The 20,502-nt window shown below is 70.8% G+C and carries 21 protein-coding genes; 14 read left to right on the top strand and 7 right to left on the bottom strand.

The window, feature by feature from the left end:
• Positions 1 to 26 precede the first annotated feature (26 nt).
• From ACZ5NW_RS09050 to ACZ5NW_RS09025, 6 genes are all read left to right on the top strand, one after another.
• Positions 27 to 962 (top strand): carbohydrate ABC transporter permease, encoded by a 936-nt coding sequence (locus tag ACZ5NW_RS09050; protein WP_468743129.1) that lies wholly within the window; start codon positions 27 to 29, stop codon positions 960 to 962.
• Entirely contained in the window at positions 959 to 1,855 is an 897-nt protein-coding gene (locus ACZ5NW_RS09045) for a carbohydrate ABC transporter permease (protein WP_468743128.1), read from the top strand. Before ACZ5NW_RS09050 ends, ACZ5NW_RS09045 begins: the two co-directional genes overlap by 4 nt.
• Positions 1,856 to 1,941: 86 nt before the next feature.
• Positions 1,942 to 3,078 carry a Gfo/Idh/MocA family protein gene (locus ACZ5NW_RS09040; RefSeq protein WP_468743127.1) on the top strand — a complete coding sequence of 379 codons (1,137 nt, stop codon included), beginning with the start codon at positions 1,942 to 1,944 and terminating at the stop codon, positions 3,076 to 3,078.
• Positions 3,079 to 3,095: 17 nt separating this feature from the next.
• Positions 3,096 to 4,436 (top strand): ABC transporter substrate-binding protein, encoded by a 1,341-nt coding sequence (locus ACZ5NW_RS09035; protein WP_468743126.1) that lies wholly within the window; start codon positions 3,096 to 3,098, stop codon positions 4,434 to 4,436.
• Between the two features lie 88 nt (positions 4,437 to 4,524).
• Positions 4,525 to 5,859 (top strand): pectate lyase family protein, encoded by a 1,335-nt coding sequence (locus ACZ5NW_RS09030; RefSeq protein WP_468743125.1) that lies wholly within the window; start codon positions 4,525 to 4,527, stop codon positions 5,857 to 5,859.
• Between the two features lie 104 nt (positions 5,860 to 5,963).
• The gene (locus ACZ5NW_RS09025) at positions 5,964 to 6,761 is read left to right on the top strand and encodes an HAD family acid phosphatase (protein WP_468743124.1); all 798 of its coding nucleotides are present in this window, start codon (positions 5,964 to 5,966) and stop codon (positions 6,759 to 6,761) included.
• On the opposite strand, the gene ACZ5NW_RS09020 is transcribed toward ACZ5NW_RS09025, so the two are convergent.
• From ACZ5NW_RS09020 to ACZ5NW_RS09010, 3 genes are read right to left on the bottom strand one after another with little or no spacing between them, the layout of a single operon-like run.
• Positions 6,754 to 6,939 carry a hypothetical protein gene (locus ACZ5NW_RS09020; RefSeq protein ID WP_468743123.1) on the bottom strand — a complete coding sequence of 62 codons (186 nt, stop codon included), beginning with the start codon at positions 6,937 to 6,939 and terminating at the stop codon, positions 6,754 to 6,756. The two genes, ACZ5NW_RS09025 and ACZ5NW_RS09020, sit on opposite strands and share 8 nt — an antisense overlap.
• 2 nt (positions 6,940 to 6,941) lie before the next feature.
• Positions 6,942 to 7,796 (bottom strand): hypothetical protein, encoded by an 855-nt coding sequence (locus ACZ5NW_RS09015; protein WP_468743122.1) that lies wholly within the window; start codon positions 7,794 to 7,796, stop codon positions 6,942 to 6,944.
• Positions 7,793 to 8,356 (bottom strand): SigE family RNA polymerase sigma factor, encoded by a 564-nt coding sequence (locus ACZ5NW_RS09010; protein ID WP_468743121.1) that lies wholly within the window; start codon positions 8,354 to 8,356, stop codon positions 7,793 to 7,795. Before ACZ5NW_RS09010 ends, ACZ5NW_RS09015 begins: the two co-directional genes overlap by 4 nt.
• Positions 8,357 to 8,605: 249 nt before the next feature.
• On the opposite strand from ACZ5NW_RS09010, the gene ACZ5NW_RS09005 reads away from it, so the two are divergent.
• Positions 8,606 to 10,054, top strand: coding sequence for an NCS2 family permease (locus tag ACZ5NW_RS09005; protein ID WP_468743120.1), 1,449 nt, complete (start codon positions 8,606 to 8,608; stop codon positions 10,052 to 10,054).
• A 208-nt stretch (positions 10,055 to 10,262) separates the two neighbouring features.
• On the opposite strand, the gene ACZ5NW_RS09000 is transcribed toward ACZ5NW_RS09005, so the two are convergent.
• The 3 genes from ACZ5NW_RS09000 to ACZ5NW_RS08990 all read right to left on the bottom strand — a co-directional run bounded on the left by ACZ5NW_RS09000 (position 10,263) and on the right by ACZ5NW_RS08990 (position 13,055).
• Entirely contained in the window at positions 10,263 to 11,711 is a 1,449-nt protein-coding gene (locus tag ACZ5NW_RS09000; protein ID WP_468743119.1) for a peptidoglycan D,D-transpeptidase FtsI family protein, read from the bottom strand.
• A 100-nt stretch (positions 11,712 to 11,811) separates the two neighbouring features.
• On the bottom strand, positions 11,812 to 12,279 hold the full coding sequence (locus tag ACZ5NW_RS08995; protein ID WP_468743118.1) for a GNAT family N-acetyltransferase: 468 nt from the start codon (positions 12,277 to 12,279) through the stop codon (positions 11,812 to 11,814).
• Between the two features lie 2 nt (positions 12,280 to 12,281).
• Positions 12,282 to 13,055, bottom strand: coding sequence for an IclR family transcriptional regulator (locus ACZ5NW_RS08990; RefSeq protein WP_468743117.1), 774 nt, complete (start codon positions 13,053 to 13,055; stop codon positions 12,282 to 12,284).
• A 135-nt stretch (positions 13,056 to 13,190) separates the two neighbouring features.
• Here ACZ5NW_RS08990 and ACZ5NW_RS08985 point away from each other — a divergent pair, with 135 nt between their 5' ends.
• The 7 genes from ACZ5NW_RS08985 to ACZ5NW_RS08955 all read left to right on the top strand — a co-directional run bounded on the left by ACZ5NW_RS08985 (position 13,191) and on the right by ACZ5NW_RS08955 (position 19,591).
• Positions 13,191 to 14,720: an aldehyde dehydrogenase (NADP(+)) gene (locus ACZ5NW_RS08985; protein WP_468743116.1), complete on the top strand. Its 1,530-nt coding sequence runs from the start codon at positions 13,191 to 13,193 to the stop codon at positions 14,718 to 14,720.
• A 45-nt stretch (positions 14,721 to 14,765) separates the two neighbouring features.
• Positions 14,766 to 15,374: a DUF1349 domain-containing protein gene (locus tag ACZ5NW_RS08980; RefSeq protein ID WP_468743115.1), complete on the top strand. Its 609-nt coding sequence runs from the start codon at positions 14,766 to 14,768 to the stop codon at positions 15,372 to 15,374.
• A 53-nt stretch (positions 15,375 to 15,427) separates the two neighbouring features.
• Positions 15,428 to 15,922, top strand: coding sequence for a GNAT family N-acetyltransferase (locus ACZ5NW_RS08975; protein ID WP_468743114.1), 495 nt, complete (start codon positions 15,428 to 15,430; stop codon positions 15,920 to 15,922).
• A 75-nt stretch (positions 15,923 to 15,997) separates the two neighbouring features.
• A complete protein-coding gene (locus tag ACZ5NW_RS08970; protein WP_468743113.1) occupies positions 15,998 to 16,714 on the top strand; it encodes a DsbA family oxidoreductase in 717 nt (238 codons plus the stop codon).
• 105 nt (positions 16,715 to 16,819) lie between these two features.
• Complete coding sequence (locus ACZ5NW_RS08965) at positions 16,820 to 17,881, top strand: aminotransferase class V-fold PLP-dependent enzyme (protein ID WP_468743112.1); 1,062 nt, start codon at positions 16,820 to 16,822, stop codon at positions 17,879 to 17,881.
• Between the two features lie 20 nt (positions 17,882 to 17,901).
• A complete protein-coding gene (locus tag ACZ5NW_RS08960; protein ID WP_468743111.1) occupies positions 17,902 to 18,486 on the top strand; it encodes an RNA polymerase sigma factor in 585 nt (194 codons plus the stop codon).
• Between the two features lie 43 nt (positions 18,487 to 18,529).
• Positions 18,530 to 19,591: a maleylpyruvate isomerase family mycothiol-dependent enzyme gene (locus ACZ5NW_RS08955; RefSeq protein WP_468743110.1), complete on the top strand. Its 1,062-nt coding sequence runs from the start codon at positions 18,530 to 18,532 to the stop codon at positions 19,589 to 19,591.
• Positions 19,592 to 19,609: 18 nt separating this feature from the next.
• On the opposite strand, the gene thpD is transcribed toward ACZ5NW_RS08955, so the two are convergent.
• A complete protein-coding gene (thpD, locus tag ACZ5NW_RS08950) occupies positions 19,610 to 20,497 on the bottom strand; it encodes an ectoine hydroxylase (RefSeq protein WP_468743109.1) in 888 nt (295 codons plus the stop codon).
• Between the last annotated feature and the right edge of the window lie 5 nt (positions 20,498 to 20,502).

Below are 20,502 nucleotides of genomic sequence, written 5' to 3'. Positions count from 1 at the left end.
GACGTACCGAGAACGGAGACCCAGTCATGGCCCAAGCCGCAGCCGTGGCGAAACCGCCCGCGCCACCCCGGCGGCGCCGTGCCTCCGCCACGCCGCGCAGGCTCCCCTACCTGCTGATCGCCCCGGCGGTCCTGCTCATGCTGGGTTTCATCGCCTACCCGGTGATCAGCGTCTTCTACTACAGCCTGCGGAACTACAACCCCACCAAGCCGTGGCGCAACGGCTACGCGGGCTTCGACAACTTCACCAAGATCTTCACCGACGACCCGCAGTTCTGGGACACCCTGACCTTCAGCGCCAAGTGGGTCGTCGTCGAGGTGGGCCTGCAACTGCTGTTCGGCCTGGCGCTGGCGCTCATCGTCAACCAGACCTTCGTCGGACGGGCCGTCGGGCGCGCCCTGGTCTTCTCCCCGTGGGCCGTCTCCGGTGTGCTCACCTCCGCGATCTGGGTGCTGCTCTACAACTCCCAGACCGGCATCACCCGTTACCTGGCCGATGCGGGCATCGGCTCCTACGGCACCAGCTGGCTGTCGGACACCTCCACCGTCTTCCCGGCGGCGATCGTCGCCGACCTGTGGCGCGGGGTGCCCTTCTTCGCGATCCTCATCCTCGCCGACCTCCAGTCCGTCTCGAAGGACCTGTACGAGGCCGCCGAGGTCGACGGGGCCGGCCGCGTCCAGCAGTTCTGGCACATCACCCTGCCTCATCTGAAGGACGCCATCGTCCTGTCCACCCTGCTGCGCGCGGTGTGGGAGTTCAACAACGTCGACCTGCTCTACACCCTCACCGGCGGCGGACCGGCGGGCGAGACCACGACCCTGCCGCTGTACATCGCCAATACCGGCGTGGACGCCCACAACTTCGGCTACGCGTCCGCCCTCACCACGGTCGCGTTCGTGATCCTGCTCTTCAGCTCGATCGTCTATCTGCGCCTGAGCAAGTTCGGAGGCGAGTCCAAGTGATCACCGAGGAGGCCACCGAGACCGCACCGGCCCCCGTGCGCCCGGCGCCCCGTCCCCCGCGGGCCGCCCAGCGGCGCCGCGCCTGGGACGAGGTCCCGCGCTGGCAGATCTATCTGCCCCTGTCGATCTATCTCGTCTTCACCCTCGTCCCCTTCTACTGGATCCTGCTCTTCGCGCTGCGCCCGGCCGGCTCGACCCGGCTCGTGCCCTGGCCGATCACCTTCGACCACTTCGACAAGGTCTGGAACGAGCGCGGTTTCGCCACCTACTTCCAGAACAGCGTCCTCGTCGGCGTCTCCACCCTGGTCATGACGACGCTCGTCGCGCTGGCCGGCGGCTACGCGCTCGCCCGCTTCGACTTCAAGGTCAAGCGCGGCTTCATGCTCGCCCTGCTCTGCTCCCAGTTCGTGCCGGGCGCCCTGCTGCTCGTGCCGCTCTTCGAGATCTTCGCCAAGCTCCAGATGATCAACTCCCTGGGCAGCGTCATCATCGCCGAGACGGTCTTCCAGCTGCCCCTGTCGATGATCCTGATCGGCAACTTCATCAAGAACGTGCCGTACTCCCTGGAGGAGGCGGCCTGGGTGGACGGCTGCGACCGGCTGACGGCCTTCCGGATCGTCGTCCTCCCGCTGCTGCGGCCGGGCCTGATCGCCGTCGGCTCCTTCGCCTTCGTCCACTCCTGGAACCACTTCCTGTTCGCCCTGATGTTCCTCAACAACCAGGACAAGCAGACGATCCCGGTCGGCCTGAACACCCTGATGAGCGCGGACAGCGTCGACCTCGGCGCCCTGGCCGCGGGTGGCATCGTCGCCGCCGTCCCCGTGGTGATCGTGTTCGCGTTCATCCAGAAGTGGCTCATCACCGGCTTCAGCGCGGGGGCGGTGAAGGGATGAGGAAGAGTCGGTTCACCGTGAAAGATCGACAGCGCCGCGGCGGCCGACCGCGAGGTGGCACGCGGCGCGGGCGCAGGGAGGATCCCATGAGCATCGCCGTACCCCTCGTTCTCGCGGGCGCGCGCGGCCACGGTCGCTGGCACCTGGAGAACATCCGCCGCCTGGCGGACAAGGGCATCGTCCGCCTCGCGGGCGTCTGCGAGCTGACCCCGCTCACCCCCGACGAGATCCCGGGGGGCCTGGGCACGCCCGAGCAGTCCGCCGACTTCGGCGCGCTGCTGGACTCCACCGGCGCCCGCATCGCCGTGATCTGCACCCCGATCCCCACCCACACCGACCTGGCGCTGACCGCCGCCGCCCGGGGTGTCCACCTGCTCCTGGAGAAGCCGCCCGCGCCCTCGTACGCCGAGTTCCGCAGGATGGCCGACGGGGTCGCCGCGGCCGGGGTGGCCTGTCAGATCGGCTTCCAGTCGCTCGGCTCGCACGCGGTGCCCGCCATCCGGGAGCTGATCGCCGAGGGCGCGATCGGCGAGGTCACCGGGGTCGGCGGGGCCGGTGCCTGGGCCCGCCCGGAGGCGTACTACCGGCGCGCCCCCTGGGCCGGCAAGCGGCGCCTGAACGGCGTCGACGTGATCGACGGGGCGCTCACCAATCCGCTCGCCCACGCCGTCGCCACCGCCCTCGCCCTCGACGGCGCCACCCGCGCCGAGGACGTCGCCGGTATCGAGACCGAGCTGTGGCACGCCAACGCCATCGAGTCCGACGACACCTCCTGCGTCCGCGTCACCACCGCGGCCGGCCGCCGGATCACCGTCGCCGCCACCCTGTGCGCCGAGCACCCCGGCGAGCCCTACGTCCTCGTGCACGGCAGCCGGGGCCGCGTCACCTACTGGTACAAGCAGGACCGCGTCCTGCTCCAGCGGGCCGGTCACGGCCCCGAGGAGTTCGAGCACGGCAGCACCGACCTGCTGGAGAACCTCGTCGAGCACCTCACCGACGGCACCGGCCTGCTGGTCCCACCGGACGCGACCGGCGCCTTCATGAAGGTCGTGGAGGCCATCCGCACCGCCCCCGAGCCAGCCCAACTGCCCGACGGATCCTGGCAGTTGCTGGCGGACGAGGAGCGCCGGACGGTCCCCGGCATCGACGGCCTGGTCGCGACCGCCGCCGACACCCTCTCCCTCTACTCCGAACTGGGCGCCCCCTGGGCGTCGCCCGCCTAGAAGAAGAGAGCCGACCGATGAAGATCAGCATGCGCAGCAGCAGACGCGCCGCCGCGGCCGTCGCCCTGGGTTCCGTGCTCGCCCTCACCGCCACCGCCTGCGGCGACGACGGCAACGGGTCGGGGGGAGACAAGGGCTCCGAGGGCAGCGGCAAGGGCAAGATCGTCTTCTGGGACAACAACGGCGGTGTCCGCACCGACATCTGGAAGGAGATCATCGCCGACTTCGAGAAGGCCAACCCGGACATCCAGGTCGAGTACGTCGGCATCGCCGCCACCGAGTACCAGTCCAAGGTCGACACCGCCATCCAGGGCAACAGTCTGCCCGACGTCGGCGGGGTCGGCGCGGCGATGCTCGCCGGGTTCTCCGCGCAGAACGCGCTGGAGCCGCTCGACGACCGGCTCGCCGCGTCCTCCCTCGGCGGCAAGCTCAACAAGGACATGGTCGCCTCCCTCAAGGCCGCCGGCGGGGGCGACGACACGCTGTACTCCGTGCCGACGTCCGCCAACAACGGCGTGCTGTACTACCGCACCGACCTCTTCCAGAAGGCGGACCTCCAGCCGCCCACCACCTGGGACGCCTTCTACACGGCTGCCGAGAAGCTCACGAACTCCGGCAAGAACGAGTTCGGTTACACGATGCGCGGCGGCGCCGGTTCCATCGCCCAGGCGCTCGACGCGGCGTACGGGCAGTCGCAGATCACCTCGTTCTGGAACGGCGACAGGACCACCGTCAACGATCCCCGCAACGTGGCCGCGCTGGAGAAGTACGTCGGCCTGTACAAGAGGGTCACCCCGGCGGCCGACCTCAACAACGACTTCACCAAGATGGTCGCGCAGTGGGACTCCGGCACGATCGGGATGCTCAATCACAACCTCGGGTCCTACAAGGATCACGTGAAGGCGTTCGGCGTCGACAAGTTCAAGGGCATTCCCTCGCCGACGGTGAACGGCAAGCGGGTGCAGGTGTCCAACCCGGTCGACGGGCTGGGTCTGTTCAAGGCGTCCAAGAACAAGGAAGCGGCCTGGAAGTTCATCGAGTTCGCCGCCTCGCACGCGGAGAACTCGAAGTTCAACGAGTCCGCGGGGCAGGTCCCGGCGAACACGGAGGCGGCCGGGGACGCGTGGGTGCGGAAGGCCGAGCCCACGAAGCTGGCCGCCGCCGCGCTGACCGACGGGTCGACCACGATCGTGCAGCTGCCCTACTACCTGCCCGACTGGAACACGATCTCCAAGGCCGACAACGAGCCGAACTTCCAGAAGGTGCTGCTGGGGAAGATGAGTGCGAAGGAATTCCTGGACACGCTCGCCGATCAGCTCAATGAGGCTCAGGCCGAGTGGAAGAAGCAGCACGGATAGCTCGTCGGCTGTCTGTGCGTCATGGCTTTGTCGCGCAGTTCCCCGCGCCCCTTTCGCACCCCCCGTCCCCGAGAAAGAGAGCCGCACCATGAACGTACAGGAATGGCATGATCATGCCACAGTGAGAAGGGTCGGCGCGGTGGTCGGATGCGCTGCCCTCGTCCTGTCCCTGACCGGCGTCGCCGCCCAGGCCCAGACCCGCGACCTCGCCCGGCAGACGCTGCCCGTCGGCGACGGCTGGGCCGCGTACGGGACCGGTACCACCGGGGGTTCGGCCGCCGCCGCCGAGCACGTCCACACCGTCACCACCTGGGCCGAGTTCAAGGCCGCCCTCGCCGCCGACGGCAGCGCGCCGAAGATCATCAAGGTGAAGGGCGTCATCGACGCCGTCTCCGAGGGCTGCGACGCCTTCGCCGCGCCCGGCTACGACTTCGACGCCTACCTGGCCAGGTACGCCCCGGAGGTCTGGGGCCACGGCACCGATCTGGAGGGCGAGCCCGCCGACAGTCCCGAGGGGCTGCGCCGGGTCTCCGCCGCCCACCAGTCCCAGGCCGTCAAGGCGTTCGTCCCGTCCAACACCACCATCATCGGCGTCGGCCGCGACGCCGGGTTCAAGGGCGCCGGCCTCCAGATCACCGGCGTGGACAACGTCATCGTCCGCAACCTCCGGCTGGAGAGCCCGCTCGACTGCTTCCCGCAGTGGGACCCCACCGACGGCTCCACCGGCAACTGGAACTCCGAGTACGACAGCGCCGTGGTCCACGGCTCCACCCATGTGTGGCTGGACCACAACACCTTCACCGACGGCGACCACCCCGACGGCGCGGCCCCGACCTACTTCGGGATGCTCTATCAGCAGCACGACGGCGAACTGGACATCGTCAAGGGCGCCGACTACGTCACCGCCTCCTGGAACGTCTTCGCCGACCACGACAAGACGATCCTCATCGGCAACAGCGACAGCGCCGCCACGGCGGCCGTCGACCGGGGGCACCTGAAGGTCACCTTCCACCACAACCTGTTCTCGGACCTCGTCGAGCGCGCACCCCGCGTCCGCTTCGGACAGGTCGACTCCTACAACAACCACTTCGTCGCGAGCGACGGCTTCGTCTACAGCTACGGCATCGGCATGGAGTCCCAGCTCGTCGCCGAGCACAACGCGTTCACGCTCTCCGAGGGCGTCTCCGCCGCGAAGATCCTCAAGAAGTGGAAGGATGCGCCCCTCACCGCCTCCGACAACTACGTCAACGGCACGCTCACCGACCTGATCGCCGTCCACAACGCGGAGATCCCCGCCGAGACCCTCCGGTCCGGCGCCGGCTGGACCCCCGCCCTGCGCACCACGATCGACCCACCGAAGGCCGTCCCGGCCCTCGTCGACCACCACGCGGGCACCGGCCACCTCTGGCGCCCCCGCCCCTGAACAGGGGCGCGGGATACAGGGTTTTCCCCAGGTTGTCGTGTGATCGGGTATCGATCGGGCAACGGATATCGCGCCCAAAGGGATGACGCGCGTAGAAACCTGTCATGCAGAAGCAATTGCGCATCGCGGCCGCCGTCGCGGCCTGTGCCGTCGCCGGTGCCGCCCTGTACGGCGCCGGCGCGGCCACGGCCGGCCAGTCGACCGTGAACAGCACCCACGAGCCCTACAACATCGGGCTCCTCGTCAAGGACATCGACACCTACTACGGCACCACGCTCGACGCCAACGGTGTCTACCAGGCGGGTACGGACAGCCCGTACGCCCAGGACCTCGCGGCGATCGACGCGGCCGCGCGGAAGTACATCGACAAGGCGGCCCGCAAGGCGCTGCACCGGGGCGAGAAGCCGGCCGTCGTCTTCGACATCGACGACACGCTGCTGCTCAGCCTCGACTACGAGAAGAAGACCAACTACACGTACAACGGCACCACCTGGGCCGAGTACGTGAACAAGGCGGACCGCCCGGCCGTCTTCGGCAGCCCCGAGCTCGTGCGGTACGCCGAGTCCAAGGGTGTCGAGGTCTTCTACAACTCGGGCCTCAGCGAGGCGCAGCGCACCGCCGCCGTCGCCAACCTGAAGAAGATCGGCGCCGATGTGAACCTCGACGCCGACCACATGTTCCTCAAGGACAAGGCGAACCCGCCGGCCTACCTGAGCGCCTGCGCCACCCCGGGCGCCTGGACCTGCACGACCGTGCAGTACAAGGGCGGCACCCGCCGGCACATCGAGGACGACCTCGGGTACGAGATCATCGCCAACTTCGGCGACCAGTACTCCGACCTCGAAGGCGGCTACGCCGACAAGACGTTCAAGCTGCCGAACCCGACGTACTTCGTCAGCTGACCCCGCGCAGGGGCTGAACCGACTCCAGGGTCGGCACGACCGGCTGAAGGGTACCGTCCGCGGCGAACCACAGCCGGTCGATCGTCCCCCGCTCGGTCCACGGGCCGAGCGGGGAGGTCCCGTCGCGTTCGGGGCGATCGCCGGCGACCACGCGTACGTGTCCGCCCGGGACACGCATGCCTACGAGCCGCCGCCCGCGGTGTCCGCCGCGAAGTCGCCGCCCACCGTGTGCTGCTTGCCGGAGGCCGTGCCGTTGATCGTGTAGCGGTCGGCCTTGGCGTCCCGGCCGCCCCGCTGATGGTTGTACTGCCCGGCGAACACCCATGTGCCCTTCGGGACCGTGCGGCCCTCCTTGAGCACCCAGGTGTAGACGAGGAAGCCGTCCTGCTCCTGGACCGTCAGCGTGTAGTCGTCCTCGGGCAGGGAGCGCCAGGCGCCGGTCGAGGCCACCCCGCCGGTCTGGGCGACCTTCAACTGCACGGTGAGGGAGGTGAGTTGCTCGGACGTCTTCAGGGTCACATTGGCCTGCGACCAGAATTCGTTGCTGTGCGTGTCCAGCGAACCGTCCGACCACAGCGGGCCGTCCTCGGCCCCCGTGGTGGCCGGCGGCACGGTCGCGGGGGGCGCGGACGGCGTCGCCGGGGCCGTCGGCTTTCCGCTGGGCCGCTCCGGCTGCCCGGCCCCGCCCCTGCTCGGCGTCGCCTTCGGGGAGGCCGGCGGCCGACGCGTGGCGTCCGGGGACTCCACGGGCGGGGAGGAGACCGAGACCGTCTCCTGTGCGGGGGTGTCGTCCTTCACGGCGGACGCGACCGCGTAACCGCCGACCGCCAGCATGCCCGCGACCGCCGCCGTGGCGCTCGCGATCCGCAACCAACCCCACACCGGCGGCCGGGTCGCCCGGTGGTCGGGCCGTGCCTGCGCCGCCATGCCCCGCTCGATCCGGGCCAGCATGCGGGCCCGGTTCGGTTCGTGCGCCTCGGCCGCCTCGTGCAGCCGGGCGCGCAGATCGTCGTGCACGTCCCGCCGCATGGTCATCGGTTCCTTCCCGAGGTCTCGCCGGTGCGCGCCATCGCGGGCACCTTGAGCTGAGCTCCCTGTGCGCCGAGCATCTTCTTCAGCTCGGCCATTCCCTTGGAGGTCTGGCTCTTCACCGTACCCACCGAGACGCCGAGGGCCAGCGCGGTGTCCTTCTCGGAGAGGTCGAAGGCGTGCCGCAGCACCACGCAGGCCCGCTTGCGGAAGGGGAGTCTACGCAGTGCCGACTGGACGTCCAGCACGCCCGGCACATCGGGATTTTCCGTCTTCTCCTCGCGATGTGACCAGAACAGGGCGATTCTCCGGCGCTCCCGGACGGCGCTGCGGATGCGGGTGCGGGCGAGGTTGGCGACGACACCGCGTGCGTAGGCCACCGGGTGGTCGGCCGCCCGCACCCGGTCCCAGCGGTGCCACAGGGCGAGCAGCGCGTCCGCCGCGAGATCGTCGGCGGTGTCCGACTCGCCGGTCAGCAGATAGGCGAGACGGGACAGTTCTGCGTAGTGGCGTTCGAAGAAGGCATGGAACTCCACCGAGGCGGCGTCGTCGACGACTGTGCCCACGAGTGACCTCTCCTGCCTGTGCGTGGCATGTGAATGACATGTGTTCGTCCGGAGATCATCCGGGTCGAGGAGCGGAAGCGTAGCAGTGTTCGCGGACGGGATTCGTACGAGGCTTCGAACGGTGTATGGGGGACCGCACGTTGAGCAGCCCGATTCCGTAACACGGCGAAAACCTGAAACGAGTTCGACAGGGGAACAATCCAGCCAGCATCCGCACACTGATCCACCAGGCGTCGAGGAGTGTCCGCCATGTCAGAAACGCAGAAGGCCACCGACCGGGCCCCGGCCCCGCCGCTCCCGGTGAACGGCCTCGACCGGTTCTTCAAGATCTCCGAGCGCGGGTCCACCCTGGGCCGTGAGATACGCGGCGGCTTCGCCACCTTCTTCACGATGGCCTACATCCTTGTCCTGAATCCCATCATCCTCGGCAGCGCGAAGGACAAGTTCGGCCACCAGCTCGACACCGGCCAACTCGTCACCGCCACCGCCCTGGTGGCCTGCGTGATGACGATCATCATGGGGGTGGGCGGCAACCTGCCCCTCGCCATCGCCGCCGGTCTCGGCCTCAACGCCGTCGTCGCCTTCCAGCTGGCCCCGCTGATGAGCTGGGACGAGGCGATGGGGCTGGTGGTCCTGGAGGGCGTGCTCATCTGCGTCCTGGTGCTCACCGGTCTGCGCGAGGCCATCATGAACGCCATCCCGCAGCCGCTGAAGCAGGCCATCGGCGTCGGCATCGGTCTGTTCATCGCCTTCATCGGCTTCGTGGACGCCGGCTTCGTCAGCCGGATCCCGGACGCCGCGAACACCACGGTCCCCGTGCAGCTGGGCGCCGTCGGCCGGCTCACCGGCTGGCCCGTGCTGGTGTTCTGTCTCGGCGTCCTGCTGACCATCGCGCTGCTCGCCCGCAAGGTGCGGGGCGCGATCCTCATCAGCATCGTGACCATGACCGTCGTCGCGATCGTCATCAACTCCGTCGCCGACATCAAGAGCTGGGGCCTGACCACCCCGAAGGTGCCGGACTCCCTCGTGGAGGCACCCGACTTCGGGCTCGTCGGTCACGTCGACGTCTTCGGCGGCTTCGCCGAGGCCGGAGTGCTCACGGCCGTGCTGCTGGTCTTCACGCTGATCCTGTCCGACTTCTTCGACGCCATGGGCACGATCGTCGGCATCAGCGCGGAGGCCGGACTGCTCGACGACCAGGGCCAGGTGCCGGGCATCGGCCGCGTCCTGTTCATCGACGGCGCGGCCGCCGTCGCGGGCGGGCTCGGCTCGGCCTCCTCCAACACCGCGTACATCGAGTCGGCCGCCGGCGTCGGCGAGGGGGCGCGCACCGGTTTCGCCAACCTGGTCACCGGCGGTCTGTTCGGCCTCGCGCTCTTCCTCACGCCGCTGCTCACCATCGTGCCGCTCCAGGCCGCCGCGCCCGCGCTCATCGCCGTCGGCTTCCTGATGATGACTCACGTCAAGCACATCGACTGGGACAAGTACGAGATCGCGATCCCGGCGTTCCTGACCATCGCCGCGATGCCGTTCACGTACTCCATCACCGACGGGATCGGGGCCGGGTTCATCTCGTATGTCGTGATCAAGACGGTCACCGGGAAGGCGAGGGACGTCCACTGGCTGCTGTGGGGGGTTTCGGCCCTGTTCGTGGTGTTCTTCGCGATCGATCCGGTGGAGCAGATCCTCGGTGTGTAGGGCCGGCGCCCCTCCGGGGGCGCTAGGGCCTCTCTTTCGGATCTTGCCGGGGTCGCGGGGTCTGGCACGCACATCTGCGGCGTTGTCGTCGGTTGCCGACGCTCCGCGTCGCCGCCCTCCTCCGCCTTGCAGCTGCACGCACCAGACCCCGCTCGGGCGGGCCGGGAGGAGCCGTCGCTCGGAGCCGACCAGATCCGAAAGAAAGGCCCTAGCTCACCGCGGCTTTCATCATCGCCCTGGCGACGGGGGCCGCCAGGCCGTTGCCGCTGACCTCTGAGCGGGCCGCGTCGGACTGTTCGACCATCACCGCGACCGCGACCTGCCGGTCGCCGGACTTCGCGTACGACGTGAACCAGGCGTACGGCGTCTTGCTGTTGTTCTCGCCGTGCTGGGCGGTGCCCGTCTTGCCGCCCACCGTCACCCCGTCGATCAGGGCGTTGGTGCCGGTGCCCTTCTCCACGACCGTCTGCATCGCCGACCGGAGCTGTTCGGCCGTCTGGGCACTGACCACCTCGGTGGCCGAGACGCCCTTGTCATAGTTCTCCAGCACGTCGCCGCCACCGTCGGTGATCTGCGCGACCATGTGCGGGGAGACCAGCTTGCCGTCGTTGGCTATCGCGGCGGAGACCATCGCCATCTGGAGCGGGGTCGCGGTGACATCGAACTGGCCCATGCCCGACAGGCCCGTCTGCGCCTCGTCCATGTCCTTCGGGTAGACGCTGGTGTACGCCCGCACCGGCACGTCCTGGCTCTCGTCGTTGAAGCCGAACTTCTCCGCCATCGCCCGCACCTTGTCCTGGCCGAGCTGCACGGCCATGTGCGCGAAGACGTTGTTGCAGGAGTACTGCAGGGCGACCCGGATGCTGGCGTCCGCGCAGGGCGCCGACGCGTTCTCGTTGCGCACGACGGTCGTCGTGTGCGGCAGGGTGTACGGGACGGGGCTGGTGGTCTTCTGGTCCACGTCGCGGTAGAGCCCGTCCTCCAGCGCGGCCGCCGCGACGACCAGCTTGAACGTCGACCCCGGCGGCAGCGGCTGGCGCAGCGCGCGGTTGATCAGCGGCTTGTCGGCGTCCGCGTTGAGCTTCTTCCACGCCGTGCCCGCCGTGTTGGCGTCGGTCAGCGCCGACGGGTCGTACGACGGGGTCGACACCACGGCGAGGATCTTCCCGGTCGCCGGGTCGATCGCGATGGCCCCGCCCTTCTTGTCGCCGAGCGCGTCGTACGCCGCCTTCTGCACCTTCGGGTCGATGGTGGTGAGCACATGGCCCGGCTCGGCCCGCTGGTTGGTGACCGTGTCCAGCACGGTCCTCAGCCGGTTGTCGGTGCCGTTGAGCAGGTCGGCGTAGATGCCCTCCAGCTGGGTGGGCGCGTACGCCTGCGAGGCGTAGCCGGTCACCGCCGCGTACAGCGGGCCGTCCGTGTAGGTGCGGCGGTACTTCAGGTCGCCGCCGGTCGTGGCCGCCGAGCCGGTGATCGGCTTTCCGGCCACGATGATGTTGCCCAGTGGGTCCGCGTACGTCGCGATCGCGTTGCGCCGGTTGTGCTGGTCGTCCGCGAGGACCTGGCCCTTGTAGAACTGCACCCAGGTCGCCCGGACCAGCAGGGCGAGGATCAGCAGCAACGCGAAGACAGAGGCACGCCTGATCGTTTTGTTCATGACGACAGGAGAGACGAACGAGAACCGGGTGATCGTTCCCTCACGCCTGACTTTTCACCCGGTTCTCATCCGGTTCCCGCCGGCCGGGCGGGGACGGGGGTCAGTCGGCGAGCACCAGGACGACCTCGTCGATCTCCTCGCCCCGGGCATTCGCGAAGCCGCGGTCCTTGGCCGTCTCCGTGAAGCCGCACTTGGCCAGGACCCGCAGGGAGCCCTTGTTGTCGGCGGCCGCGCGGGCGTACAGCGGGCGCTCGGTGACCTCGTTGAGCAGGCCCCGCAGCGCGGCCGTGGCCACCCCGCGCCCCCAGTGGGAACGGTCGATCCAGTACGTCACCTCGCGCTCGCCCGGCTCCCCGTACACCGCCGCGCTGCCGACGACGTCCCCGTCCGCCAGGACCGTACGGACCAGGGCGGTCTCCCGGTTCCGCTTCCACTGGGCGTCGAAGGCCTCCCGGTCGGCCGGGTCGGCGGGCGTGAAGGCCGCCATGTGCAGGGCCTCCGGATCGTTCAACTGCCGGAAGAACACCGGCAGATCGCTGTCGTGCACCTCGCGCAGTTCGATTCGCATCCTCAGAGCCTACGGGTGGCCAGTGTCAGCCGGTCCCGGGCGTCGAACAGGGCGTCCTTCACCGTCTGCTCGTGCGCCGGGGTCAGCCGGGCCACCGGCACCGAGCAGCTGATCGCGTCCCGGGCCGGGGTGCGGTACGGGATTGCCACGCCGAAGCAGCGCAGGCCCAGGGTGTTCTCCTCGCGGTCGACGGCGAAGCCCTGCTCGCGGACCTGGTGCAGCTCCTCGATGAGCCGCTCGCGGTCGGTGATCGTGTTCTCGGTGAGCGCGGGCAGGGTCTCCGGGAGCATCTTGCGCACCTGCTCGTCGCTGTAGCTGGCGAGGATCGCCTTGCCGAGCGAGGTGGAGTGGGCCGGCAGCCTGCGCCCCACGCGGGTGAAGGGGCGCAGGTAGTGCTGGGACTGACGGGTGGCGAGATAGACCACGTTCGTGCCGTCGAGGCGGGCCAGGTGGATGGTCTCGGTGGTGTCGTCGGAGAGCCGGTCCAGCGTCGGCCGGGCGGCGGCCACCACCTCGTCGCCGTCGATGTAGGAGGTGCCGACGAGCAGTGCCCGCACCCCGATGCCGTACCGCGTGCCCGTCGCGTCGGTCTCCACCCAGCCCAGCTCCACCAGGGTGCGCAGCAGCATGTACAGGCTGGACTTGGGATAGCCGACGGCCTCCTGGACCGCCGCGAGGGAGTGCATACCGGGGCGGCCGGCGAAGTATTCCAGCAGCTCGACCGTCCGCACCGCGGACTTGACCTGCGCCCCGCCCCCCGTCTCGCCCACCGACATCGCCCTTGACCCCTTCGTTCGACGGGAAATAGTCTCCGAGACCAGCATATTCATCATCAGAGACAGTGTTCAGTATATCGAACAGCCCTGGTGGTGAGCGTACGTACTGCGGCAATACATGTGGAGGGACCCGCGGTGGCAGCAGCACCAGTCTGGAGTGTCGACCCCCGTACCGGGAAGCAGCGGGAACAGGTTGCGGTCGAGGCCACGGCCCAGGAGGTGGACACCGCCGTCCGCGCAGCGCACGACGCGCGTGGCTCCCTCGCCGACCGCACGGTCCGCGCGGCCTTCCTGCGCGGCGCCGCCGACGCCCTGGAGGCGGCCCGGGACGGCCTCGTGGAGACCGCCGACGCGGAGACCGCGCTCGGCCCGGTCCGGCTCACCGGAGAACTCGCCCGCACCTGCTACCAGCTGCGGGCCTTCGCGGACATCGTCGACGAGGGCGCCTTCCTCGACGTCGTCATCAACCACCCCGACGACACGGCGACCCCGCCGATCCCCGACCTGCGCCGCTACAAGGTGCCGCTGGGCGTCGTCGCCGTGTACTCGGCCTCGAACTTCCCGTTCGCCTTCTCCGTCGCCGGCGGTGACACCGCGAGCGCGCTGGCGGCCGGCTGCCCGGTCGTCGTCAAGGCCCACCCCGACCACCCGGCGCTGTCCGAGCTGGTCGCGAAGGTGCTGCGCAAGGCCGCGGTCGCGCAGGGCGTCCCCGAGGGCGTGCTCGGCCTGGTGCACGGATTCGAGGCCGGCGTCGAGCTGATCAAGCACCCGCTGGTCTCCGCGGCCGGCTTCACCGGGTCCGTGCGGGGCGGGCGCGCGCTGTTCGACGCCGCCGCCGCCCGGCCGGCGCCGATCCCCTTCCACGGCGAACTGGGGTCCCTGAACCCCGTCGTGGTGACCGAGGCGGCCGCCGCCGAGCGCGCGGAGGCCATCGGAGCCGGGCTCGCCGGGTCGATGACCCTCGGCGTCGGACAGTTCTGCGTGAAGCCGGGGCTCGTGCTGGTGCCGGCCGGCGCCGCCGGTGACGGTCTGATCAAGTCCCTCACCGACGCCGTCAGCGACACCGAGGCGGGCGTGCTGCTCGACCACCGCATGCGCGACAACTTCATCGCCGGGGTCGCCGAGCGGGCCGGGCTGGACGGCGTGGAGTCGCCGGTCACGCCCGGCGCCGGCGGGGAGCACACCGTCAGCGCCGGCTTCCTCACGGTGCCCGCGAGCAAGCTGGCGGCCGAGGGGGCGTACGACCTGCTGCTGGAGGAGTGCTTCGGCCCGGTCACCGTCGTGGTCCGCTACGAGGACGACGCCGAGGTCGAGGCCGTGCTGTCCCGGCTGCCGGGCAACCTCACGGCGACCGTGCACCTGTCCGCCGAGGAGGCCGCGGGTCAGGGGCGGGGGGCGGAGATCCTCCAGGAGCTGACGCCGCTGGCCGGGCGTGTGCTGGTCAATGGATGGCCGACGGGCGTCGCCGTGGCGCCGGCGCAGCATCACGGCGGGCCGTACCCGGCGACGACGTCGACGTCGACCTCCGTGGGCGGCACGGCGATCGAGCGGTGGCTGCGGCCCGTCGTCTACCAGGGCGCTCCTCAGGCGCTGTTGCCGGCGGAGCTGCGGGACGAGAACGCGCTGGGGCTGCCCCGGCGGTTCAACGGGGTGCTGGAGCGGTAGCGCCGGCCTCTTGCGGTGACTGACCGGTCCTGAGAGAAGGGGTACATGGACGTTTCGCTGCCCGAGCTTCCCTTCGGCCTGCGTACCTACGGTCCCGACGGGCACTGGAGTTACGAGGACGGCGTGCTCTCCGGGTGGGCCGGGGCACGGCAGGACCGGTTCGTCCCGCCCACCGGGGAGGCGTTGGATCCCGCCTCCGACGCGCCGCGGCTGCTCGGGGCGCCCGAGGGGGACTTCCAGCTCATCGCCCGGGTCACCGTCGGGTTCAACTCCTCGTTCGACGCGGGCGTGTTGTACGTCCACGTCGGCGAGCGCGCCTGGGCCAAGCTGTGCCTGGAGTACTCGCCGGACGTGCCCACCGTGTGCACCGTCGTCACCCGGGGCCACTCCGACGACGCCAACTCCTTCACCGTCGACGGCAGTTCGGTCTGGCTGCGGGTCAGCCGGACCGGACGGGCCTTCGCCTTCCACGCCTCCCGCGACGGCAAGCACTGGATCTTCGTCCGGCTGTTCACGCTCGGCGGCGAGAAGGAGACCGGGGACGCCCTCGTCGGGTTCATGACCCAGTCGCCGATGGGCGAGGGCTGTGTCGTGACGTACGACCACATCGAGTTCCGGGACACCTGGCCGGACGACCTCAGGGACGGCGGCTGAGCCGGACGGGGGACCGGCGGAACCGGGGCGGGTTCGATCACGTCTTCGACGGCATGATCAATGACCGTGTGACCGGGGCCCTGGTGATCCGCACCGTGCTGGGGGCGGAGGCGGAGCCCGTCGCCGCGCTGCACCGGCGCGCCCGGGCGACGTACTACCCGGACGGCCTCCCGGACGACGGCATCGACTGGCTCGCCGCCTGGCGCGGTGCCATCGAGCGGCCGGACGGACAGGTGCTGTGCGCGGTCCAGGACGGCCGGATCGTGGGCCTGGCCTCCTTCCGCACCCCGGAGGGCGGATCCGCCGAAACGGTCAAGCTGTACCAGTTCCACGTCGACCCCGACCGCTGGCGCTCCGGCGTCGGCACGGCCCTGCACGCGGCCTGCGTCGAGCAGTGGCGGGCCGACGGCCGCCGGACGGCCGTCCTGGAGGTGCACGTGGACAACCGGAGGGCGCAGGACTTCTACGGCCGCATGGGCTGGGCCGGCGAGCCGCCGCAGCGTGGCGAGCACCACAGGGAGCTGCGGTTCGCCGTCGCCGGGGAATGACCACGGCTGCTTGAACGTTCATCCAGTCTGCGGAGGGAGTCTCCGTACCCGCACGACCTGGAGAGAGCCGAAGACATGCGCGTCGAGATCTGGAGCGACATCGCCTGCCCCTGGTGCTACGTGGGCAAGGCCCGCTTCGAGAAGGCGCTGGAGGCCTTCCCGCACCGCGACGAGGTCGAGGTGGTGCACCGCTCCTTCGAGCTGGACCCCGGCCGCGCCAAGGACGACACCGGCCCGGTCATCCCGATGATCGCCAAGAAGTACCGCATCAGCGAGGCGCAGGCCCAGGCCAACGAGGACAACCTGGGCGTCCAGGCCGCCGGAGAGGGCCTCGCCTACCTCACCCGGGGCCGCGACCACGGCAACACCTTCGACATGCACCGCCTGCTGCACTTCGCCAAGGAGCAGGGCCGGCAGGACGAGCTGATCCAGATCCTGTACCGGGCGAACTTCGCCGAGGAGCGCTCCCTGTTCACCGAGGGCGACGAGCGGCTCGTGGAGCTCGCCGTCGAGGCCGGCCTGGACGCCGACGCCGCCCGCGAGGTCCTCGCCGACCCGGACGCCTACGCCGACGAGGTCCGCGCCGACGAGCGCGAGGCCGCCGAGCTCGGCGCGACCGGCGTGCCCTTCTTCGTCCTGGACCGTAAGTACGGCGTCTCCGGCGCCCAGCCGGCCGAGCTCTTCACCCAGGCGCTCGCCCAGGCCTGGGGCGAGCGGTCGCCGCTGACGCTCATCGACCAGGGCGACGCCGACGCGTGCGGCCCCGACGGCTGCGCCGTACCGCAGGGCTGAGTCGCGGCAAAAGCGCAGGTCGGCGCGGATGTATAAGGCTTGCTAAGCGGATCCACGTAAAAATCCGCAATGGACTACGACTTCATGGGGACGCACAGTGGACCCATGGAGACCACGGAGACGTTCGACAGCCTCGTCCGCGCCGAGTTCGCCCCGAAGAGCACCTTCCTCAACACCGCGAGCAACGGCCTGCTGCCCGCCCGCGCCGTCACCGCCCTGCACGACGCGGCACTCCTGCGCGCCGAGGGCCGGCCGCTGACCCCGCTGTACGAGGACGTGGAGGCCTGCCGGGCCGCCTACGCCCGGCTCGCCGGCGTCCCCGTCACCCGGGTGGCGGCGGGCGCCTCGGTCGCCGCGCACACCGGGGTGATCGCCGCCTCGCTGCCCGCCGGCGCCGAAGTCCTCACCGCCGAGGACGACTTCACCTCCGTGCTGAACCCCTTCCACGTCCGCGGCGACCTCAAGGTCCGCACCGTGCCGCTGGAGCGGATCGCCGAGTCCGTGCGCCCCGGCACCGCCCTCGTCGCCGTCAGCGCCGCACAGTCCGCCGACGGACGGATCGCCGACCTGGCCGCCCTGCGCGAGGCCGCCCGCGCCCACGGGGCACGCACCTACGTCGACTTCTCCCAGGCCGCCGGCTGGCTGCCGATGGACGCCGACGCCTTCGACTTCACCGCCGCCGTCTCCTTCAAGTGGCTGCTCGGCCCGCACGGGGCCGCCTTCCTCGTGGTCCCGGAGGACTTCGGCGGGCTGACCCCGCTGCTGGCGGGCTGGGTCGCGGGCGAGGAACCCTGGAACAGCTGCTACGGACCGGTCGCCGAACTCGCCCACTCCGCACGGCGGTTCGACCTCACCCACGCCCTGTTCACCTACGCCGCCCTGCGCCGCTCCCTGGACCTCATCGAGGAACTGGGCGTGCCCGCCGTCCAGGCGCACAACCTGGCGCTCGCCGACCGCTTCCGCGCCGGGCTCGCGACGCTCGGCCACGCGCCCGTGCCCGCGCCCGGCTCGGCCATCGTCTCCGTCCCCGGACTCGGCTCCCGCCAGCCGGAACTCAGCCGCGCGGGCATCGAGGTCTCCGACCGTGCGGGCAACCTGCGCGCCGCCTTCCACCTCTACAACACCGCCTCGGACGTCGACCGCCTGCTGGACGCGCTGGCGGGCTGACGCTAGACAGTCACCCGGGGGTGGTGCGGGTGGACGTCGAGGAGGGGGCGCTCGCCGCGGTCGACGCCGAACTGCACCGGCGGCTGGTGTACGGCGAGGAGTCCGCGCTGGCCGAGGCGTACGCGGCGTACGGTTCCCTGGTGCGGCGGGTGGCCGGGCGGGTCACCCGCAGTCCCGGGGCCGCCGAGGACGTGGCCCAGGAGGTCTTCGCCCAGCTGTGGAGCAGACCGTACGCCTTCGATCCGCGCCGGGGCAGTCTGCGCACCTGGCTGTCCCTGCTCGCCCACCGGCGGGCTGTGGACTGGGTGCGCGGCGAGGCCAGACACCGCAAGGACGCCCACGCCGACGACAGCGCGCTGCACGCCGTTCCGGAGCCGGGTCCCGGTCCCGCCGAGACCGTCGTCGAGCGCGAGCGCTCCCTGCTGCTGCACTCCGCGCTGGCCGAACTGCCGCAGCCGCAACGGGAGATCGTCCACCTCGCCTACTTCGCCGGCCGCACCTACCGGCAGGCGGCCCGGGAACTGGGCATCCCCGAGGGCACGGCCAAGTCCCGCCTGCGCACGGCTCTGCGCACCTTGGCGCAGTCCCTGGAGGAAGGCGCATGATGGCCGTGTACCGGAGCGCGCCGCGGAGAGGAGGGCCCCACCCGTGACCACCGCCCATGAGGCGCTACGAGACCTGCTGCCCGCGTGGGCCGTCGACGCGCTGCCGCCCGGGGAGGCGGCGCGGGTCCGACGCCACCTGCCGGAGTGCGAGGAGTGCACCCGGGAAGCGGGGCGCCTGCGGGAGACGGTACGCCTGCTGGACGGGCCGCCACCGGGCTGGGACGGGCCTGGCCCGGGAGCGGCCGGGGACGCGGATACGGGGGCGGGCGGCGACACCAGAGCCGACGGCGGTGCGGTCGATGTGCTCGGCGCCGCGCTGCGGGCCCGTCCCGCCCGGCCGTCGGTCGCCGTCCACGCGGAGCCGTACGCCGCCGCCGTCTCCGGACTCACGGCGCTGCTGCCCGAGCTGGACGGGCGCTGGACCCTCCCGGTCGTGCACGACTGGGACGCGCACGCCACCCTCGCCCACCTCCTCGCCGCCGACGAACCCCTCGCCGGACGCCTCGGCATCCCGGCGCGCGTACCGGGCACCGGCGGGGCGGGCGACGCCGGATGGGAGGAGGCCTGGGAGCGGCGTACCCGGGAGGTGATCGAGCACGAGCGGCGGCGCACGCCCGGCGAGACCGTCGCCGCGTGGGCCGGCCAGGCGGCGGAGCTGCTCGCCGCACCCGAGGCCGGCGATCCCGAACGCGCCGCCCGAGCCGTGGAGTTGATGGGCCTGCGGCTGCCGATCGCCGACCACTACCTCGTCCGCGCCTTCGAGACCTGGATCCACGGCCACGACCTGGGGCGGGCGCTGGGCCTGTCCGTTCCGCCCCCGCCCGCCGCCCACCTGGACCGCCTGGTCCGGCTGGCCGTACGGATCCTCGGCGCCGCCCTCGGCCCCACCGCGCCACCCGTGCTCGTCGAGGTCACCGGCGCCGACGCCTGGGTACTGGGCTCCGACGCCGATCCCGTACGCGCCGAACTCGCCCTGGACCCGGTCGACTTCTGCCTGCTGATCGGCGGCCGGTACGCCCCGGACGCGGTGCCGTACGACGCCTCCGGCGACGAGCGCGTCGTACGCGGCGTGCTGGAGCGGGCGGCGTCACTGGCCTGGCTGTGACCCCGCCCGCCTCCGCGCCTACCTCACCGGCGTGACATCCCGCGCCCCGATGAACGACGGCCGCCGCACCGGGGCCGCGAAGGGCTCGACCGGCGCGTTCTCCACGCTGTTGAACACGATGAAGACGTTGCTGCGCGGGAACGGCGTGATGTTGTCGCCGGAGCCGTGCATGCAGTTGCAGTCGAACCAGGTCGCCGAACCGGCCCTGCCCGTGAAGAGCTTGATGCCGTACTCGCCGGCCATGGCCGTCAGCGCCGCGTCGGACGGCGTGCCCGCGTCCTGCATCTGGAGCGACTTCTTGTAGTTGTCCCGCGGCGTGGCCCCGGCGCAGCCCAGGAACGTCCGGTGCGAGCCGGGCATGATCATCAGCCCGCCGTTGGTGTCGTGGTTCTCGGTGAGCGCGATCGACACGGACACGGTCCGCATGTTCGGCAGACCGTCCTCCGCGTGCCAGGTCTCGAAGTCCGAGTGCCAGTAGAAGCCGCTCGCCCCGAACCCCGGCTTGACGTTGATCCGCGACTGGTGGACGTACACCTCCGAGCCGAGGATCTGCCGGGCCCGGCCGGCCACCCGCTCGTCCCGTACGAGCGCGGCGAACACCGGGCTGAGCCGGTGCACCTCGAAGACCGAGCGGATCTCCCGCGACCGCGGCTCGACGATCGACCGCTCGTCGGCGCGGATCGCCGGATCGCCGATCAGCCGCTCCAGCTCACGCCGGCAGACGGCCACCTCCTCGTCGGAGATGAGCTGGTCGACGGTGAGGAAGCCGTCGCGCTCGTAGCGCTGGAGATCGGCCGCCGGGATGGGGCCGGGGGTGCTGGGGGAGCCCCAGACGACGGGGTCCTGACGGGGGACGGACACCTCGGTGGCGCCGCGGCTGGGGTACAGGTTGGTGACGGTGGTCATGCCGG

The organism is Streptomyces sp. NPDC032126 (genome assembly GCF_055580085.1).
This window is presented reverse-complemented; position numbering and strand designations above follow the sequence as displayed.

Coding starts and splice junctions, on each gene's coding strand:
- ACZ5NW_RS09050 (WP_468743129.1), top strand. CDS start 27: ATGGCCCAAGCCGCAGCCGTGGCGAAACCGCCCGCGCCACCCCGGCGG.
- ACZ5NW_RS09040 (WP_468743127.1), top strand. CDS start 1,942: ATGAGCATCGCCGTACCCCTCGTTCTCGCGGGCGCGCGCGGCCACGGT.
- ACZ5NW_RS09035 (WP_468743126.1), top strand. CDS start 3,096: ATGAAGATCAGCATGCGCAGCAGCAGACGCGCCGCCGCGGCCGTCGCC.
- ACZ5NW_RS09030 (WP_468743125.1), top strand. CDS start 4,525: ATGAACGTACAGGAATGGCATGATCATGCCACAGTGAGAAGGGTCGGC.
- ACZ5NW_RS09025 (WP_468743124.1), top strand. CDS start 5,964: ATGCAGAAGCAATTGCGCATCGCGGCCGCCGTCGCGGCCTGTGCCGTC.
- ACZ5NW_RS09020 (WP_468743123.1), bottom strand. CDS start 6,939: ATGCGTGTCCCGGGCGGACACGTACGCGTGGTCGCCGGCGATCGCCCC.
- ACZ5NW_RS09015 (WP_468743122.1), bottom strand. CDS start 7,796: ATGACCATGCGGCGGGACGTGCACGACGATCTGCGCGCCCGGCTGCAC.
- ACZ5NW_RS09005 (WP_468743120.1), top strand. CDS start 8,606: ATGTCAGAAACGCAGAAGGCCACCGACCGGGCCCCGGCCCCGCCGCTC.
- ACZ5NW_RS09000 (WP_468743119.1), bottom strand. CDS start 11,711: ATGAACAAAACGATCAGGCGTGCCTCTGTCTTCGCGTTGCTGCTGATC.
- ACZ5NW_RS08995 (WP_468743118.1), bottom strand. CDS start 12,279: ATGCGAATCGAACTGCGCGAGGTGCACGACAGCGATCTGCCGGTGTTC.
- ACZ5NW_RS08990 (WP_468743117.1), bottom strand. CDS start 13,055: ATGTCGGTGGGCGAGACGGGGGGCGGGGCGCAGGTCAAGTCCGCGGTG.
- ACZ5NW_RS08980 (WP_468743115.1), top strand. CDS start 14,766: ATGGACGTTTCGCTGCCCGAGCTTCCCTTCGGCCTGCGTACCTACGGT.
- ACZ5NW_RS08975 (WP_468743114.1), top strand. CDS start 15,428: ATGATCAATGACCGTGTGACCGGGGCCCTGGTGATCCGCACCGTGCTG.
- ACZ5NW_RS08970 (WP_468743113.1), top strand. CDS start 15,998: ATGCGCGTCGAGATCTGGAGCGACATCGCCTGCCCCTGGTGCTACGTG.
- ACZ5NW_RS08965 (WP_468743112.1), top strand. CDS start 16,820: ATGGAGACCACGGAGACGTTCGACAGCCTCGTCCGCGCCGAGTTCGCC.
- thpD (WP_468743109.1), bottom strand. CDS start 20,497: ATGACCACCGTCACCAACCTGTACCCCAGCCGCGGCGCCACCGAGGTG.